At 70.3% G+C, this 16,523-nt stretch carries 18 protein-coding genes; 13 read left to right on the forward strand and 5 right to left on the reverse strand.

Features of this window, described 5'->3' with window-relative positions:
* The first annotated feature begins 102 nt into the window (after positions 1-102).
* Together SLUN_RS21665 and SLUN_RS21670 are read left to right on the forward strand one after the other, a co-directional pair.
* On the forward strand, positions 103-753 hold the full coding sequence (locus tag SLUN_RS21665; protein ID WP_108150769.1) for a putative DNA-mimic protein: 651 nt from the start codon (positions 103-105) through the stop codon (positions 751-753).
* Between the two features lie 62 nt (positions 754-815).
* Positions 816-1,790, forward strand: a complete 975-nt coding sequence (locus tag SLUN_RS21670; protein WP_108150771.1) for a class I SAM-dependent methyltransferase — start codon at positions 816-818, stop codon at positions 1,788-1,790.
* A gap of 80 nt (positions 1,791-1,870) precedes the next feature.
* Here SLUN_RS21670 and SLUN_RS21675 read toward each other — a convergent pair whose 3' ends face one another.
* Positions 1,871-2,614 carry an SLATT domain-containing protein gene (locus SLUN_RS21675; protein ID WP_179955296.1) on the reverse strand — a complete coding sequence of 248 codons (744 nt, stop codon included), beginning with the start codon at positions 2,612-2,614 and terminating at the stop codon, positions 1,871-1,873.
* 348 nt (positions 2,615-2,962) lie between these two features.
* Here SLUN_RS21675 and SLUN_RS21680 point away from each other — a divergent pair, with 348 nt between their 5' ends.
* The 10 genes from SLUN_RS21680 to SLUN_RS21725 all read left to right on the forward strand — a co-directional run bounded on the left by SLUN_RS21680 (position 2,963) and on the right by SLUN_RS21725 (position 11,137).
* The gene (locus tag SLUN_RS21680) at positions 2,963-3,298 is read left to right on the forward strand and encodes a YbaB/EbfC family nucleoid-associated protein (RefSeq protein ID WP_108150773.1); all 336 of its coding nucleotides are present in this window, start codon (positions 2,963-2,965) and stop codon (positions 3,296-3,298) included.
* 55 nt (positions 3,299-3,353) lie between these two features.
* A complete protein-coding gene (gene recR / locus SLUN_RS21685; RefSeq protein ID WP_108150775.1) occupies positions 3,354-3,953 on the forward strand; it encodes a recombination mediator RecR in 600 nt (199 codons plus the stop codon).
* Complete coding sequence (locus tag SLUN_RS21690; protein WP_108150777.1) at positions 3,946-4,605, forward strand: DUF5063 domain-containing protein; 660 nt, start codon at positions 3,946-3,948, stop codon at positions 4,603-4,605. Before recR ends, SLUN_RS21690 begins: the two co-directional genes overlap by 8 nt.
* A gap of 137 nt (positions 4,606-4,742) precedes the next feature.
* On the forward strand, positions 4,743-4,985 hold the full coding sequence (locus SLUN_RS21695; RefSeq protein WP_108150779.1) for a type II toxin-antitoxin system Phd/YefM family antitoxin: 243 nt from the start codon (positions 4,743-4,745) through the stop codon (positions 4,983-4,985).
* 379 nt (positions 4,986-5,364) lie between these two features.
* Entirely contained in the window at positions 5,365-6,303 is a 939-nt protein-coding gene (locus SLUN_RS40060) for a hypothetical protein (RefSeq protein WP_170146597.1), read from the forward strand.
* Position 6,304: 1 nt separating this feature from the next.
* Complete coding sequence (locus SLUN_RS21705) at positions 6,305-6,535, forward strand: hypothetical protein (RefSeq protein ID WP_108150782.1); 231 nt, start codon at positions 6,305-6,307, stop codon at positions 6,533-6,535.
* Positions 6,536-6,641: 106 nt separating this feature from the next.
* Positions 6,642-7,913, forward strand: a complete 1,272-nt coding sequence (locus SLUN_RS21710; RefSeq protein WP_108150784.1) for an aspartate kinase — start codon at positions 6,642-6,644, stop codon at positions 7,911-7,913.
* A complete protein-coding gene (locus tag SLUN_RS21715) occupies positions 7,910-9,016 on the forward strand; it encodes an aspartate-semialdehyde dehydrogenase (protein ID WP_108150786.1) in 1,107 nt (368 codons plus the stop codon). The genes SLUN_RS21710 and SLUN_RS21715 overlap by 4 nt, the downstream gene beginning before the upstream one ends.
* Positions 9,017-9,386: 370 nt before the next feature.
* Positions 9,387-9,962, forward strand: a complete 576-nt coding sequence (locus SLUN_RS21720; protein ID WP_108150788.1) for a SigE family RNA polymerase sigma factor — start codon at positions 9,387-9,389, stop codon at positions 9,960-9,962.
* 71 nt (positions 9,963-10,033) lie between these two features.
* Positions 10,034-11,137: a hypothetical protein gene (locus SLUN_RS21725; protein ID WP_306610708.1), complete on the forward strand. Its 1,104-nt coding sequence runs from the start codon at positions 10,034-10,036 to the stop codon at positions 11,135-11,137.
* A gap of 172 nt (positions 11,138-11,309) precedes the next feature.
* Here SLUN_RS21725 and SLUN_RS21730 read toward each other — a convergent pair whose 3' ends face one another.
* Entirely contained in the window at positions 11,310-12,059 is a 750-nt protein-coding gene (locus SLUN_RS21730; RefSeq protein WP_108150791.1) for an SURF1 family protein, read from the reverse strand.
* A 58-nt stretch (positions 12,060-12,117) separates the two neighbouring features.
* A complete protein-coding gene (locus SLUN_RS21735; RefSeq protein WP_254710321.1) occupies positions 12,118-13,902 on the reverse strand; it encodes a S9 family peptidase in 1,785 nt (594 codons plus the stop codon).
* A 199-nt stretch (positions 13,903-14,101) separates the two neighbouring features.
* Between SLUN_RS21735 and SLUN_RS21740 the strand changes: the two genes are divergently transcribed.
* Entirely contained in the window at positions 14,102-14,494 is a 393-nt protein-coding gene (locus SLUN_RS21740) for a nuclear transport factor 2 family protein (protein WP_108150795.1), read from the forward strand.
* Between the two features lie 10 nt (positions 14,495-14,504).
* Here SLUN_RS21740 and SLUN_RS21745 read toward each other — a convergent pair whose 3' ends face one another.
* A complete protein-coding gene (locus SLUN_RS21745; RefSeq protein ID WP_254708749.1) occupies positions 14,505-15,251 on the reverse strand; it encodes a 4'-phosphopantetheinyl transferase family protein in 747 nt (248 codons plus the stop codon).
* Positions 15,252-15,467: 216 nt separating this feature from the next.
* Complete coding sequence (locus SLUN_RS21750; RefSeq protein WP_108150797.1) at positions 15,468-16,043, reverse strand: TerD family protein; 576 nt, start codon at positions 16,041-16,043, stop codon at positions 15,468-15,470.
* Positions 16,044-16,523: the final 480 nt, after the last annotated feature.

The following is a 16,523-nucleotide window of genomic DNA, read 5'->3' on the forward strand; positions in this document are numbered from 1 at the left end:
CCCGCCCCCTTCGCCGAATGTATCCGTGGCACTACGCTGTCCCGACCATCGCGCGACCCTCGCGCCGACCGTGCCCGATCCTGTTGGAGAGCGAGCCTTCCCTTGGCCTGTGACCTGTGGCTGGTCCCCCTCGTCGATGTGCTGTGCCACAGCCCCGACAACCCCTTCGCCGAAGAGATCGCGTCCTACGACAAGGCCCTCACCGATGCCGGCCTGCCCACGGTCCCCGTCTTCGCCTACATGCCGGGCCTCTCGGGCGATGTGGCGCCGGTCGCGGGCTTCGACTACGACGCGCTGCACTTCCTGCGCCGCGCGTATCTGCTGCAGCTGTGCGGGCTCGCGGTGACGCCGGTGGACGAACTGGGCGGTGACTACGAGCAGTTGCTGGAGATGTTCGACACGACCGCGCAGGGGTCGCACCTGGTCTGGCACTACGACCACGCCGGGGCGTACGTCCCGGTGGACTTCGGCTCGCCGCTGTCGAACGACGAACTGCTCGCGGGCGGCGGCCCGTTGGGCTCCACGCAGGGCCTGCTGCGGGAGCTGGAGTTCGTGGCGCCGGCGATCGGCATCGACGCGGCGAACCCGCCGGAGGCGCCGCGTCCGCCGGACCGTCCCACCTCGCTGGAGGAGCCGGCCGGCCCGATTCCGTACGACGAGAGCCCCTTCGCGCGGGAGCGGCATGTGTGGCTGGGGCTGCACGCGGCGGCGACGCGGAGCCTTGGCCAGGGCTCAATGATCATTTTCAGCTGACGCACATCCACTGAACGCGCGGCCTTAAACTCCGCGACATCTCGGTCCGGTAGGACCGGGGCATGTCACAGACGAGTACCCCGGCACAGTCCCCCGCGGCGGCGACCGCGGGGGAAGGCGCGGACGAGCTACTGCCCAGGCCGACGCGATTCGCGGACGTCAAGGGATGGTTCTGGCCCGCCGATCAACTGCTCTTCGACTGGTTCCTGAGCTACCAGCGGGACACCGATCCGGAGGGCCGAGGTGACCTGCTCGAGCTCGGCGCGTACCTGGGCAAGAGCGCGATCTTCACGGGCGTGTATCTGCGGGACGGGGAGGAGTTCACGGTCTGCGACCTGTGGGACTCCCCGGCGCCGGACGACTCCAACAGCGCGGAGATGGACCGCTCGTACTCGACGCTCACGCGCCGCGCGTTCGAGGCGAACTATCTGTCGTTCCACGACGAGCTGCCGACGATGGTGCAGGCGCCGACCTCGGTGATCACCTCCCGGGTCCGCCCGCACAGCTGCCGCTTCGTCCACGTGGACGCGTCGCACCTGTACGAGCACGTGCACGGCGACATCGAGGCGGCGCAGGAGCTGCTGCAGCCGGAGGGCATCGTGTCCTTCGACGACTTCCGCGCGGAGCACTGCCCGGGTGTTTCGGCGGCGGTGTGGGGCGCGGTGGCCACGACGGGCCTGAAGCCGATCGTCATCACGGGCACGAAGCTGTACGGGACGTGGGGCGACCCGGCGCCGGCGCGGGAGGCGCTGCTGGGGTGGCTGGAGAAGCGGGAGGATCTCTGGCACGGGGTGGAGGAGGTGGCGGGTCTGCCGCTGATCCGTATCAAGGGCACGAAGGCGAAGGTGCCGGCGCATCCGGCTTCGCGGCACGAGCCGGAGGCGCAGCCGGAGCCGGACCCGGAGCCGCGGGTGGTGCCGGCGTCGGCACCGGCCGCCCCGCCGCGGCCGCGCCGCCGGTCGCGCACGCGGCGGCTGGCGAAGGACCTGCTGCCGCCGATCGTGGCGCGGGCGATTGTGCGCCGCCGGACGGCCTGACTTTCGGGGCTCCGCCCCGGACACGGCCGAAGGCCGTACGGGGGCCTGGGGGCGCAGCCCCCGGTCAGCGGGCCCCCACCTCAGCGCGGCGGCTCCGGTGGGCGTTGGCGGGGCATGTTCGGGCGTGTGCCCGGCGGCAGCGGGGCCCGTCCCGCCGCCCCGCCCGGCTCCGGGCGGGGCGCCGCCACCCGGCCCCGCCCCGCCCACCGCGCCCCCGACGCCGAAGGCCCCGCGCGGAACTCCACCATCCAGTCCGCCGTCTCCGACCGCATCAGCTCCGTGAGGTCCTCCGAGAACCGCCGCAGCACCCCCAGGCAACGCTCCGCCGCCTCGCTCGCCGTGCCCTCCGTCGGGCCCAGCACCTCTCGTACGCTCTCCGACGCCCAGTCGAACTGCAGCGCCTGCAGCCTGCGCTGCACCGCCTGTGCCGTCGCGACGTTCCTTATCCAGCCCGAGGTCAGCCCGAAATACCGGTCGCAGGCCAGGCACGCCGCCGCCAGCAGCAGCGACAGATACCCCCACCCCGCCGTCCGGTCCAGCGCGCCCGTCAGGTCGAGGAGGGTGAGGGCCGCCCCGGCGATCACCCCCAGCGCCGTACCGACGCGCAGCACCCGCGCCAGGCGCCGCTTCCCCACGCGGTCCGCCAGGTACCACTCCGCGGTACGCAGCCCGCTCGCCTCGACCCACCTGTACAGCTCGTCGAGGCGGTCCGCGGGCTCTCCCCAGTCGCCGAGCGGAAACGGCCTTCCGGTCAGGTCACCGTGCGGCGCCTCGCCCCGCTCCTCCCGGGCCGGCCCCCCGGGCTGCATCTCCGGCTGGCTCACCGGGGCACTCCTCTACGACGTGACAACTGACGTGACAACTGGCGTGGCAACTGCGTGGCAACCGACCTGGCAACTGACGTGACAGCTGGCGTGACACTGCGTGACATGCGGTGCGCGCGTGCAGCGGGTGTACCGCGTGCATCCTGATGCCCATGCCCTTCCTACCGCCGGAGGGTGGGCTGTGCTCCGGAAATCCGGGTATTTCCGCCCGTAAGAGGCTCTTGATCAGGTAGGGGTGTTCCGGCCCACTCACTCGAAAGAGTTGGTCATCGCCGGGTGGGGCGTGGCGCCCGGTGACCACGTAGGCTCGGCATACCGAACAACCGTCGTCGAAATGCTGGAGTGACCGTGATTCCCGGTGGTGGCCAGCCCAATATGCAGCAGCTTCTGCAGCAGGCCCAGAAGATGCAGCAGGATCTCGCACAGGCCCAGGAAGAACTGGCACAGACCGCGGTCGAGGGCCAAGCGGGCGGCGGCCTGGTGAAGGCCACCGTCACCGGCTCCGGGGAGCTGCGTGGGCTCGTCATCGACCCCAAGGCCGTCGACCCCGAGGACACCGAGACCCTCGCGGACCTCGTCGTCGCCGCCGTCCAGGCCGCGACCGAGAACGCACAGCAGTTGCAGCAGGAGAAGCTGGGTCCGCTCGCCCAGGGCCTGGGCGGCATGCCGGGCCTGCCCTTCTAAGGCTGCGGCGCACCAACTACCGTAAGCACCACAGCACTCCAGGAGAGGCGTTCCGTTGTACGAAGGCGTGGTTCAGGACCTCATCGACGAACTGGGCAGGCTGCCCGGCGTCGGTCCCAAGAGCGCGCAGCGGATCGCCTTCCACATCCTCCAGGCCGAGCCCACCGACGTCCGCCGCCTCGCGCACGCCCTCCTCGAGGCCAAGGACAAGGTCCGCTTCTGCGCGGTGTGCGGCAATGTCGCGCAGCAGGAGCAGTGCGGAATCTGCCGTGATCCACGCCGTGACCAGTCGGTCATCTGCGTGGTGGAGGAGTCGAAGGACGTCGTGGCCATCGAGCGGACCCGTGAGTTCCGGGGCCGCTATCACGTACTCGGCGGGGCCATCAGCCCCATCGAGGGCGTCGGCCCCGACGACCTGCGGATTCGTGAGCTGCTCGCCAGGCTCGCCGACGGCTCGATCACCGAGCTGATCCTGGCCACGGATCCCAATCTTGAGGGCGAGGCCACCGCCACGTACCTGGCACGCATGGTCAAGCCGATGGGACTGAAGGTCACACGGCTGGCCAGCGGTCTCCCTGTGGGGGGAGACTTGGAATACGCCGACGAGGTCACGCTGGGGCGTGCCTTCGAGGGGAGACGACTTCTCGATGTCTGACGCCAACCTGCACGCCGTAAGCCAGGATCCGGACAGCTTCGCGGTCCAGATCGCCGACTCGATCGAGTCCTTCATCGTGGCGACCACGGAAGTCGCGAAGGGCGACGAGCCCGACAGCGCTGTGCCGTTCCTGCTCCTGGAGATCTCTCAACTCCTGCTCACCGGCGGTCGGCTGGGCGCACACGAGGACATCATCCCGGACGAGCGGTACGAACCGGACACCGGTCCGGACCTGGACGTCGACGATCTGCGCGAGCGCTTCGCGGTGCTCCTCGACCCGGTGGACATCTTCTCCGAGGTCTTCGACCCGTACGAGCCGCGCAAGCTGCCGGTCGCCTCCCGGATCTCCGACAACCTCGCGGACATCGTCACCGACCTGCGCCACGGCCTGGCCCACTACCGGTCGGGCCGCACCAGCGAGGCGCTGTGGTGGTGGCAGTTCTCGTACTTCTCCAACTGGGGCCCGACCGCGTCCGCGACGCTGCGCGCCCTGCAGTCCCTGGTCGCCCATGTCCGCCTCGACCAGCCGCTGCAGGAGCTGGAGGGCCTGGACACGGACGAGGACATCACCGAGGACGCGCTGGCCGAGGAGGCCGGCAAGGTCATGGCGGAGGAGATCGCCGGCCCGCTGGGCCTGCGTACGGCCACCTGAGCTTCTCCGCGCCGGGCCGCGCCCGGGGTACGAAGCGCAACGTGAGCCAGGAGCTGCCCCTGGCCCGCCACGGGTGTCCTGGGGCTGGACTTAGTCCAGCGCTTGGTCCACCCAGCGACAGTCCCTGTGATGCAGCCGTGGAAGCAGCCCGTCAGTACAGCGTGCACGAGGCCAAGACGCATTTCTCGCGCATCCTGGAGCAGGTGGCAACCGGCGAGGAAGTCGTCATCAGCAAGGCGGGAGAGCCGGTCGCCAAGGTCGTGCCGCTGCGCCCCAAGGTGATGCGTACAGGCAGGGGCTCGCTTCGGGGTCGGATCCACATTCCCGATGACTTCGGCAAGCTGCCCGACGACATCGCCGGCGCCTTCGGGATGCGCTGATGCGACTCTTGCTCGACACCCATGTGATCTTGCGCAGGGAGACAAGCCCGTCGGCGGCAGGCCTGGGCGAGAGCCGACCCAACGTCCCAGGTCGGCCCGGAGCTTGAGCCTCGGGCCCCGAGCCCTCTTTCCAAGGAATGGGTGGGTTGAATTGAACCCACCGCCCACCCCTGTAGGCGAGTTGATGCCACATCACCCGCACAGGTGACATTGTGTGATCAGCTTGCATCGGAACGTAATTACGGCCTACGTTCGCGGCAAAGAAACGGCCCCGGCCGGTGCTAGCAACACCAGGTCGGGGCCTCACCTACGGATCGAAGAGGACTCGATCGTGGCTTACGCACACACTAGCCCTGCCCTGCCTGTGTCCGCACACCCCATGGCCAATCCGGGGTACGGAAAGCGCCTCACGGCTGACGAAAACCCGCGCGGAGAGGCGGACTTCGCACACCTGCCCCCGCGGGCGGCGGAACTCGCATCGCTCATCGACCGGCTGCCCGAGGGCTCCGCGATGGGCTACAAAGTTCTCGCCGCCACACACCCCGTCCACGGCCAACAGGCCTGCCGCAGCGCCCTCAGGGAGCTCACGGACGCCGGACACCTGCGGCTGGTCAAGGAGCACCTGACGTTGGAGGACTCCTCGAAGCGCTGGGTAACGAGGACGTACTGGTCCCGTATCCGCAGGTCGGACGCATGGTGGGCGGAGTTCGTCCGTCGGGTGCACGGGGTCGACGTCACGGTGCTGGGCCGGGCGGGCCTGGCCCGCGTAGGCGAAGCAGACGAGGCAGACGAACCGGCACCCGCCCCCGCGCCCTCCTCGTCGGAGGCGTACGGCGTACTCGCCCGGCTCGGCCGCACCGAACCCCGTATGACCCTGTCCGCCGCCGACTGCGCCGCACTCGAACCGCTGGCCGCCGAGTGGCTGGCGCGTGGGGCAACCCACAACCACCTCACCCAGGCGTTGACCGCGGGACTGCCGTCACCCGTACACAGCCCGGCTGCCATCGCCCGTACCCGACTGGAGAACAAGATGCCACCCACGTCCACGACCGGCACCGTCCGCGCCCGCGTCAACAAGATCGTGATGATGTGCGGGGGCTGCGAGGCCGACGAGACGACCACGAAGCTGACGAACGGCCTGTGCGCTGCCTGCCGCGAAGAGCTGGACCGGGAACCCGAGAGCGACGACACCTGGCCCCCCGTCGGCTACATCCCAGACACCTTCCGCGCGGACCCGGTCGAGTGCGTCGTGAACCACCACTTCCGCGCTGACGAGGCCCGCATCGCGGCCGGGCTCCCGCCACGAGGCCGGGGCTGAGATGAGCGGGACGGATGAGGTCGCCTTCCTGTCCCTGCCGCTTGACGCCGACCTCGAGGAGCCGACGGCGGCGCGGCCGTCGATCTCCGGGTTCCCGTTCGGCAGGTCGTACGGGCCCCGTGGCCGGCAGTCGGGCCGCATGTGTGAGCCACCCCACTTTCCGCGTGCCCCGCACCTCAGCGGGCAGGTGAAGCCCAAGAGCGGGCACGGCCGCCCGGTGATCACGGAGTGAGCGGGACATCTCACAATGTGGTATCAGTCGGGCGGAACCGGCCCGCTCGTTAGACTGAGCCGACCGCAGTAATGACTGCCGTAATGGATTTGAGCGAGGAGCGCACGTGGGCCTTGTCGTGCAGAAGTACGGAGGCTCCTCCGTTGCCGATGCCGAAGGCATCAAGCGCGTCGCCAAGCGGATCGTCGATGCCAAGAAGAACGGCCACCAAGTGGTCGTCGTGGTATCCGCGATGGGCGACACGACGGACGAGCTGATCGATCTCGCCGAGCAGGTATCCCCGATCCCTGCCGGGCGTGAGTTCGACATGCTGCTGACCGCGGGAGAGCGGATCTCCATGGCCCTGCTGGCGATGGCGATCAAGAACCTGGGCCACGAGGCCCAGTCGTTCACCGGCAGCCAGGCAGGCGTCATCACCGACTCGGTCCACAACAAAGCGCGCATCATCGATGTGACGCCGGGCCGGATCCGTACAGCGCTCGACGAGGGCAATATCGCCATCGTCGCCGGCTTCCAGGGTGTGTCCCAGGACAAGAAGGACATCACCACCCTCGGCCGCGGCGGCTCCGACACCACCGCCGTCGCCCTCGCCGCCGCGCTGGACGCCGAGGTCTGTGAGATCTACACCGACGTCGACGGCGTCTTCACCGCCGACCCGCGGGTCGTCACGAAGGCCCAGAAGATCGACTGGATCTCCTTCGAGGACATGCTGGAGCTCGCCGCCTCCGGCTCCAAGGTGCTGCTGCACCGCTGCGTCGAGTACGCACGCCGATACAACATCCCGATCCACGTCCGCTCGTCCTTCTCCGGGCTGCGCGGCACCTGGGTCAGCAACGAGCCGCAAGGGGACCAGCAGGTGGAGCACGCCATCATCTCCGGAGTCGCCCACGACGTCTCCGAGGCCAAGGTCACGGTCGTCGGAGTGCCGGACAAGCCGGGCGAGGCCGCGGCCATCTTCCGTGCGATCGCGGACGCCGAGATCAACATCGACATGATCGTGCAGAACGTCTCGGCGGCGACCACCGCGCTGACGGACATCTCCTTCACCCTCCCCAAGGCCGAGGGCCGCAAGGCCATCGACGCCCTGGAGAAGGCGAAGGCCGCCGTCGGCTTCGAATCGCTGCGCTACGACGACCAGATCGGCAAGATCTCGCTCGTCGGCGCCGGGATGAAGACCAACCCCGGGGTCACGGCCTCCTTCTTCGAGGCGCTCTCCGACGCGGGCGTGAACATCGAGCTGATCTCCACCTCGGAGATCCGTATCTCGGTGGTCACCCGTGCCGACGACGTCAACGAGGCCGTGCGCGCCGTTCACACCGCCTTCGGTCTCGACTCCGACTCCGACGAGGCGGTCGTCTACGGGGGCACCGGGCGATGACCCGCAAGCCGGCACTCGCGGTCGTCGGAGCGACCGGAGCCGTCGGCGCTGTGATGCTCCAGATCCTGTCGCAGCACGCCGACGTCTGGGGCGACATACGACTCGTCGCCTCGCGGCGCTCGGCCGGCCGCAAGCTGGCCGTGCGCGGCGAGGAGACCGAGGTCGTCGCGCTGAGCGAGGACGCCCTGACGGGTGTCGACGTCGCGCTCTTCCTCGTACCGGACGAGGTGTCCGCGCGCTGGGCGCCGATCGCCGCCGCCAAGGGCGCGGTGGTCGTGGACAATTCGGCCGCTTTCCGGATGGATCCGGAGGTGCCGCTGGTGGTGCCCGAGGTCAATCCGCATGCCGTACGGGTCCGTCCGCGCGGCATCGTCGCGAGCCCCCACTGCACGACGCTCGCCATGCTCCCGGCCGTTGGCGCCCTGCACGCCGAGTTCGGGCTGCGCGAACTGGTCGTCTCCTCCTACCAGGCCGTCAGCGGCGCGGGCCGCGACGCCGTCGCACTGCTGCGCGCGCAGCTGTCCGTGGTCGCCGGTACGGAACTGGGCGCGGGCCCCGGAGACGTACGCCGTGCCGTGGGTGACGATCTCGGGCCCTTCGCGGCACCGCTCGCGCTCAATGTCGTGCCCTGGTCCGGCACGCTCGAGGAGGGCGGCTGGTCCTCCGAGGAGCTCGGGCTGCGGGCCGAGACACGCAAGATCCTGGGTCTGCCGGGGCTGCGGGTGGCGGCGACGTTCGTCCGCGTACCGGTGATCACCACGCACTCGCTCGCGGTGCACGCGCGCTTCGAGAACGAGGTCACGGTGGAGCGGGCGCACGAGATCCTGGCGACCTCGCCCGGGGTGGTGCTCTACGACGATCCCGAGGCGGGCGACTTCCCGACGCCGGCCGATGTGGTGGGGACGGATCCGACGTGGGTGGGGCGCGTGCGGCGGGCGCCGGACGACGAGTGTGCGCTGGACCTGTTCGTCTGCGGCGACAATCTGCGCAAGGGGGCGGCGCTGAACTCGGCGCAGATCGCGGAGGCGGTTGCCCTCGAGATCGGGCCGGGCGCCGGGGACCGGCGGGGGCTCGGGTCGGGGCAGGGGCCGGGGTCCGCTTAACTCGTGGTGGGGTAAACGGAGGACTTTGTAGGATCTGTGTACGCCCTGTGAGCAAGTCGAATGTCTGTACCACTTGAACTGGGGTGCAAGGATGTTCGACGATTCGCTTCCCCCTTGCTGCAACCGGTAGTTGGGCGGGAAGCGTCTTTGCGGTCGCCCCTTCGCGGTGCCGTGAAGAATGGGGCATTGGGGAAGAGCGGGTACGCATGAGGGCATTTGGTTCACCGTCAAGAACGGTGGCGTACGCGTACAACCCTGACGGGGGGAAGCGTGTCCAACAGGCGTGGCAGAGGTTCTCGACATCGCAGGGGTGCTCCCGGTCCGCGGCGCAACAGTGCGCCCGCTCCGCAGACCCCGCCCGTCCGGCGGCATGCCGGTGATCGCCCCTATGCCCGCGCCCCGCACCACCCGCATACCGTCCCGGCGCGAGGGCGCTGAGGGCACCATGGCTGCGGGCACCACAGTCGATCACCTTACCGAGACCTACCGCGCCCACTACCGGTCGCTGCTGGGTCTCGCCGCCCTGCTGCTGGACGACACCGCCTCCTGCGAGGACGTCGTCCAGGAGGCGTTCATACGCGTCCACTCGGCGCGCAACCGGGTGCGGGACCCCGAGAAGACCCTGGCGTATCTGCGCCAGACCGTGGTCAACCTCTCCCGCTCCGCGCTGCGTCGCCGCATCCTCGGGCTGAAGCTGCTCTCCAAGCCGATGCCGGACATGGCGAGCGCCGAGGAGGGGGCCTATGACCAGCTGGAGCGGGACGCGCTGATCAAGGCGATGCGCGGGCTGCAACGGCGCCAGCGCGAAGTGCTGGTGCTGCGGTACTTCGCCGACATGACCGAGGCTCAAGTCGCCGGGACGCTGGGCATATCGCTCGGCTCGGTGAAGGCGTACGGCTCGCGGGGCATCGCGGCGCTGCGCGTCGCCATGGAGGCCAACGCATGAGCGGGCACAGGCACAGGTTTGAGCGGTACGGGCCGGACGGGCCGTTTGACGACCGGACTGGAAACGGAATTGTGAACAACGGGCCGGAAAATGAGCTGGGCGGCCTCGGGCAGGAGCCCGATCAGGGACCTGGTCAGGGACTCGGGCAGGGACTCGAGCAGGGACTCGGGCAGGGATGTGCCGGGGACGAAGTGGCGCTGCGCCGGTTGCTGCAAGGCGCCGTGCAGGACCTCGAGCCCTCCGACGGCGCCCTCGACCATCTGCGAAGGGCGGTGCCCGCGCGGCGCGCCCGCAAAAGGCAGGCACTTGTCGGTGTGGCCGCCGCGGCGCTGCTGATCGGCACCGCGGTCCCGGCCTTCGTCCATGTGGCGAACTCCGGGAGCGGCGACGACGCCCGCCCCGTCAACGCCGGACACGGCGAAGAGGCGCAGGGCGGCACCGGGGCCGAGACGGGCGCGGCGGGCGGCGACAAGGGGACGGACAATCCGTCCGCCGGCGGCGAGGGCACCGAGCAGGACTCGGGCGCCGCGAGCCGGTCGCCGGGCGACCAGCTCGGCGACGGAACGTCGGACGGCACAACGGGCGGCGTGGCCAACCCGACGGGCAGCGTGGCCGCGACCTCGCCGGTATGTGACGCGAGCCAGCTCGGTGTGAGCTCGGCCCAGGCGGCCAAGCCGGATGCCGACGGCAAGGTGTACGGCACCTTCCGCATCGCCAATGTCTCCAAGAACGACTGCGCGGTGAGCGGTTCGGGCTCGGTCGGCTTCCAGACGATGGGCGCTGCCGACCCCGCCAAGATCACGGTGGTCGCGCACACGGCGGGCGACGCGGCGAGCGGACTGCCCGACCCCTCGCAGGAGGCGGGCGCGGTGCTGCTGAAGCCGGACACGGCGTACGAGGTCCGGTTCGCCTGGGTGCCGACGGACAGCTGCCCGACCACCGGTACCTCGCCGGACCCCACGCCCTCGGAGGGCGGTTCGTCGGGCGCGAGCAATGGCACGGGCACGGCGGAGAACACCGAGACGCAGCTGGTCACCGAGGACGGTGGCGGGACGACGGACGGCAGCGTCGCGGTGACGCACACGGCGGAGCCGGGGGCGCCGAGTGCGGAGACGACGATCCCGAACGCATGCGCGGGGACGATTTACCGGACGGGTGTGCTGAGCGCGCAGTGAGCGGTGCGGGTGGCCCAGGGCGGGTGCGCCTGCGGCGGGCCCACGCGGCGGAGCCGCATTTCGGATGCAGCCCCTACCCGCCGCTTCCCGAACCGGGGCAAGCCCCGGACCCCGTACGGCCTTCGGCCGTGTCCTCAATCGCCGGACGGGCTCGATAAGCCTCGCCGACCCGTTACGCGGGGTCCAGGCCCAGTGCGACGTCCCGCGCCGCTTCCGTCTCGCGGCGCAGCAGGCGGAACCACATGAACAGTACGAAGCCCGCGAAGACGAACCACTCCCCGGTGTAGCCCAGGTTCTGGAACGCCTTGAGGTCCAGGCCGCTGCCCGCCGGGGCCGTCGCCGGCACCGGCTTCAGGCCGCTGTCCGCGTCCGACAGGGTGACCCACGCGTCGTACACATCGTCCGGCACGAGGTTCACCAGCGACGCCGCGCTGATCATCCCGAGCTGACCGTTCGGGAGCCCGCCGGCCGCGTGGACCCCGTCGGTGCCCGAGGTCTCGGAGGCCTGCAGGGCGCCGGTGACCGTGACCGGCCCGGCCGGAGCAGCCGGGACCCGGTCGCCCTCGGCCAGCCAGCCGCGGACCACCGGCAGTGTCCGGCCGCCGTCGGTCTTGAGCATCGTCAGCACATAGGCGCCGCGCTTCTCGTCCAACTGCCGGTCCGGGACCAGGAATTGCCTGCCGTACTGCCCGGTCGCCATGGCCTGCCGTCCCGAGGTCTCCGAGTCGACGGGCAGCAGCTCGTCGAGCGGCGCGGCCTTCTGCTCACCCGGGTCGGGCTTCTGCTGGGCCTCCTGGTGTGTGTCGACACGGTCCTCGAACTTGCCGAGCTGCCAGGAGCCCATGAAGACACAGAAGGGGATCGCCAGCACGACGAAGATATTGATCCCCCACCAGCGGGGTGTCAGCAGGAACCGGTACACACCCCCACGGTACGGAACGGTCCCGCGATCTCTCGGCCCGCCCCCCTGGCTCCGCTCCCTATCCCAGGCTCGGCCCCTCACCCAGGTGCGCGGTGGCGAAGGTGATCTCCAGCCGCACCTGCTTGATCCGCTCCTCCACCACCAGCGAGCCGTGCCCCGCGTCGTACCGGTACACCTCGTGCACCGCGCCGCGCGCCGCCAGTCGGTCCACATAGTTCTCGACCTGGCGGATCGGGCAGCGCGGGTCGTTGACGCCGGCCGAGATGTAGACCGGAGCCCGCACGGCGTCCACGTACGTCAGCGGGGACGAGGCCTCGAAGCGCTCCGGGACCTCCTCCGGGGTGCCGCCGAGCAGCGTGCGGTCCATCGCCTTCAGGGCCTCCATCTCGTCGTGGTACGCCGTGACGTAGTCCGCGACCGGCACCGCGGCCAGCCCCAGCGCCCACGCCTCGGGCTGCGTGCCGAGGCCGAGCAGGGTCAGATACCCGCCCCACGAGCCGCCCGCCAGAACCAGCTTCGCCGGGTCCGCAAGGCCCGACGTCACCGCCCACTCGCGGACCGCCGCGATGTCCTCCAGCTCGATCAGGCCGACCCGGTGCTTGAGTGCGTCCGTCCACTCCCGCCCGTACCCCGTCGAACCACGGTAATTGACCCGTACGACCGCGTACCCATGGTCGATCCACGCAGCCGGGCCCGCCGCGAAGGCGTCGCTGTCGTGCCAGGTCGGGCCGCCATGGATCTCGAACACGGTCGGCAGCGGGCCGCTCGCGCCCGCCGGCTTCTGCACCAGCGCATGGATACGGCCCCCGGGTCCCGCCACCCAGGCGTCCTCCACCGCCACCGACCCCGGCGCCTTCATCCCCGGCGGATCGAGCACGACGCCGCCGGCCGTCGAGCGCACCCGCGGCGGCTGCGCCGCGGACGACCACAGATACTCCACCGCACCGTCCGGCCGGGCCGTCGCGCCCGAGACGGAACCTGTCGGCGTCTCGATCCGTACCAGCTCGCGCTTCGCCAGGTCGTACCGGAACAGCTCGCCCCGCGCCTCGAAGCTGTGCGCCACCAGCAGCCCGGAGCCGTCGGGATACCACTCGGCGTTCACATCGCCCGGCAGGTCGATCGCGAGATCGGTCTCCGTGCCCGAGGCGACGTCCCAGATCATCGGCTCCCAGCGGCCGCGCCGCTGATGCCCGATGAGCAGCCGGGTGTCCCCGTCCACCGGAGCGAAACCGAGGACCTCGAGGCCCAGCTCCTGCGTGCCGCCCTTCGTGTCGTCGAGGTCGGCCACCGGCTCGCCGTCGAGACGCACCACCCGCAGCGCCGAGTGCATCGCATCCCCGTGCTCGGTGTGCTCGACCGCTATCAGCGTCCCGTCGTGCGACAGATCGCCGACCCCGGCCGACTCCCGGTGCCGGTAGATCTCGACCGGCTCCGCGTCCGTCCGTACGACATGAATCGTCGTGCCGTCCTCGTCGGTCGACCGGCCGACCACCGAGGTGCCGTCCCGGCCGATCGCCAGGCCCGCCGGGTACGACGGCTCGAGTCCGGGCGCCGCGGGCTCGTCGTCCCCGCCGCCGAAGGGCTGCCGCATCCAGATCCCGAACTCGTCCCCGTCGGTGTCCGAGAACCACCAGATCGACGCGCCGTCGGGCGGGAGGACGCCGTCCGTCGTGCCGTTCGGCCGGTCCGTTGCCTGCCGCTGCTCGCCGGTCGCCCGGTCCCATGCGTACAGCTCGTACGTCCCCGTGGCGTTCGACACGAACAGCGAGCGGTCCGGCGCGTCCTCCGCCCAGTCGGGCAGGGAGACGCGCGGCGCCCGGAAGCGCTTCTCCCAGTCGGGCATGGCCGACAGGTCCGGCGTGGCGGGCTGCTCGGGCGCGCCGGGCTGCTCCGGCTTGGAGTCGGTGATCTCAGTCATGACCCCATTCTGCGTCGAACCGCCGACAATCCGTTCGCGTCGTCCGCAGCCTGTGGAAAACCTGCCTGCCCAGGCCCCATACCGTCCGAGCCCGATTGTCAGTGGCCGGGTGCACACTCGCCGTATGACCTCACCGACCTCAGCGACCGAGCTGCACACCACAGTTGAGACGTACTGGTCCTCGGCCGAATCCCGCGACTGGACGGGCTTCGCGGCGACCCTGGCCGAGGACGTGGTCTACGACCTGCCGCAGACCCGCGAGCGGATCCGCGGCAAGGAGGCGTACGTCCGGTTCAACAAGGAGTACCCGGGCGACTGGCACCTGCGCATCCAGCGGATCGTGGCCGACTCCGACCAGGCCGTCACCTGGATCCACTTCACCGTGGGCCTTGAAGAGATGTATGCGGTCACCTTCTTCACCGCCGACGAGGAAGGCCGGATCACGGCAATCACGGACTTCTGGCCCGAGGCGTACGAGCCCCCGGCGGGCCGTGAGCACCTGGTCGAGCGCTACTGAGCGTCCTGCGCTACTGGGTGTTCTGAGCCCTGGGCGCGCGCGGCTGCTCGACCCCGCTCGCGGGCGCCTGCCGCAGATGTACGGCGACGGCCGCCGCGTAGCCGGGGTCCGTGGGCAGATCGGCCAGCAACCAGTCGGCGCCGGCGGCCGGTTGGGCCCCGGCTCCCACATAGGTGTGGGACAGGTCTTCGTTCAGGCCGACTCCGGTCGCCTTCAGCAGGGCTTCCTTGCGGGTCCAGCAGCGGGCGAACGCGGCGGGGTGCTGCTCGGCGGGCGATGCCGCCAGTTCCGTGCGCTCCCTGGGGTGCAGCTGGGCGGCGACCTCGGTGATCATGCCGGGCTCGGGCACGGCCTCGACATCGACGCCGACGGGCACCGAAGCCAGGGCGATCAGCACCAGGCCGCTGGTGTGCGAGAGCGAGAAGTGCACGGCGTTGCCGGGGACGACGGGACGACCGTGCGGGCCGCCGCAGTGGGTGCACGGCCGGCGCGTCATGGTGACCGCTTCCGGCGCCTGGCCGAGCCGCTCGCCGAGCATCCGGCGCAGCGCGACATGCGCGACCGTGTAGGCGTCCCGGTCCACGGCCAGGCGGAAGGCTTCGAGGCGCACGGACTCCTCGGCGTCGAGGAGGTGCCGGTGTGCGGCGGCGTCCTCGGCGAGGTCGGGGACCCGGCCGGACCACAGCAGCTCCACGCCCGGCAGGGTGGTCGCCGGACCGGATCCGGCGGGTACGTCGGCCACCATGTCGTCCCGCATCTCGATCTCCACCCCTGTTGACGGCCGGCGAGCTCTCCCCCACCTGGACATATTCTGCCTCGGAGCCGTGATCACACCGCAAGATCAGACTAACGGCGCGGATCACTTCCTGGGCGTCGGCGCCCGCGGTGACCATGACGGGGGCGGGCGGCCTCGCAATGCGCCAAGGGCCCGACCCTCGCCGAGGATCGGGCCCTTGAGCTGCTGCACGCGGGATCAGATGTTGACGCCGAAGTCCTGCGCGATGCCGCGCAGACCGGAGGCGTAACCCTGACCGACGGCGCGGAACTTCCACTCCGCGGCATTGCGGTACAGCTCACCGAAGACCATCGCGGTCTCGGTCGAGGCGTCCTCGCTCAGGTCGTAGCGCGCGAGCTCGGCGCCGCCGGCCTGGTTGACGACGCGGATGAACGCGTTGCGCACCTGGCCGAAGGACTGCGAACGGCTCTCGCCCTCGTGGATCGAGACGGGGAACACGATCTTGTCGACCTCGGCAGGCACGCCCACCAGGCTGACCTTGATCTGCTCGTCGTCGCCCTCGCCCTCACCCGTGAGGTTGTCGCCGGTGTGCTCGACGGAGCCTTCCGGGCTCTTGAGGTTGTTGAAGAACACGAAGTGCTGGTCGGAGACGACCTTGCCGCTCGCATCGACCAGCAGGGCGCTGGCGTCGAGGTCGAAGTCGGTCCCGGTGGTGCTGCGTACATCCCAGCCCAGACCTACGACGACCGCGGTCAGGCCCGGGGCCTCCTTGCTGAGCGAGACGTTGCCGCCCTTGGAAAGGCTGACACCCATGGAAATCCCCTGCGCAATCCGGCGCGGGCCGCGCCTCTTGACGATTCCTTTGCCCACGGGGGCAACGAGTGACCCCGGGCTGTGGTTCCCCTATGTCATCAGGAACCCGACAAGGGCCTGGTCCCCGGTGAGGGCCAGGCCCCGACTCCGGGGCCGTTACAGCAGGATCCCCAGCAGCGATCCGACGGCGTCGAGGATGAAAGCGTCGACGCCGAGGATGAAAGACATGAGGCTGTCGGGGCTGAACGGGTCCAGGAGCATGAGCTTTCTCGATTCTGTGGGAGGGTGGAACCAGCCATTCCCGGAGAATCGCCTCTATAACGAGGCCAACCGGGGTGTTTCTCCCTGGGAGTCGGGGAGAAACGAAGCAGGGCCGGTTTCCCGCACGGGAAACCGGCCCTGACTCTTTTCCCGTCCGGATTCACCCTGGTTCGCCTGTGCCCCGTGCCCCGTGCCCTGTGCCCCCGTGCCCCGTGCGAC

It is taken from the genome of Streptomyces lunaelactis (genome assembly GCF_003054555.1).
Lineage (GTDB): Bacteria > Actinomycetota > Actinomycetes > Streptomycetales > Streptomycetaceae > Streptomyces > Streptomyces lunaelactis.

Coding starts and splice junctions, on each gene's coding strand:
- SLUN_RS21715 (WP_108150786.1), top strand. CDS start 7,910: ATGACCCGCAAGCCGGCACTCGCGGTCGTCGGAGCGACCGGAGCCGTC.
- SLUN_RS40060 (WP_170146597.1), top strand. CDS start 5,365: ATGGCCAATCCGGGGTACGGAAAGCGCCTCACGGCTGACGAAAACCCG.
- SLUN_RS21670 (WP_108150771.1), top strand. CDS start 816: ATGTCACAGACGAGTACCCCGGCACAGTCCCCCGCGGCGGCGACCGCG.
- SLUN_RS21705 (WP_108150782.1), top strand. CDS start 6,305: ATGAGCGGGACGGATGAGGTCGCCTTCCTGTCCCTGCCGCTTGACGCC.
- SLUN_RS21740 (WP_108150795.1), top strand. CDS start 14,102: ATGACCTCACCGACCTCAGCGACCGAGCTGCACACCACAGTTGAGACG.
- SLUN_RS21735 (WP_254710321.1), bottom strand. CDS start 13,902: ATGCCCGACTGGGAGAAGCGCTTCCGGGCGCCGCGCGTCTCCCTGCCC.
- SLUN_RS21745 (WP_254708749.1), bottom strand. CDS start 15,251: ATGCGGGACGACATGGTGGCCGACGTACCCGCCGGATCCGGTCCGGCG.
- SLUN_RS21720 (WP_108150788.1), top strand. CDS start 9,387: ATGCCGGTGATCGCCCCTATGCCCGCGCCCCGCACCACCCGCATACCG.
- SLUN_RS21750 (WP_108150797.1), bottom strand. CDS start 16,043: ATGGGTGTCAGCCTTTCCAAGGGCGGCAACGTCTCGCTCAGCAAGGAG.
- SLUN_RS21690 (WP_108150777.1), top strand. CDS start 3,946: ATGTCTGACGCCAACCTGCACGCCGTAAGCCAGGATCCGGACAGCTTC.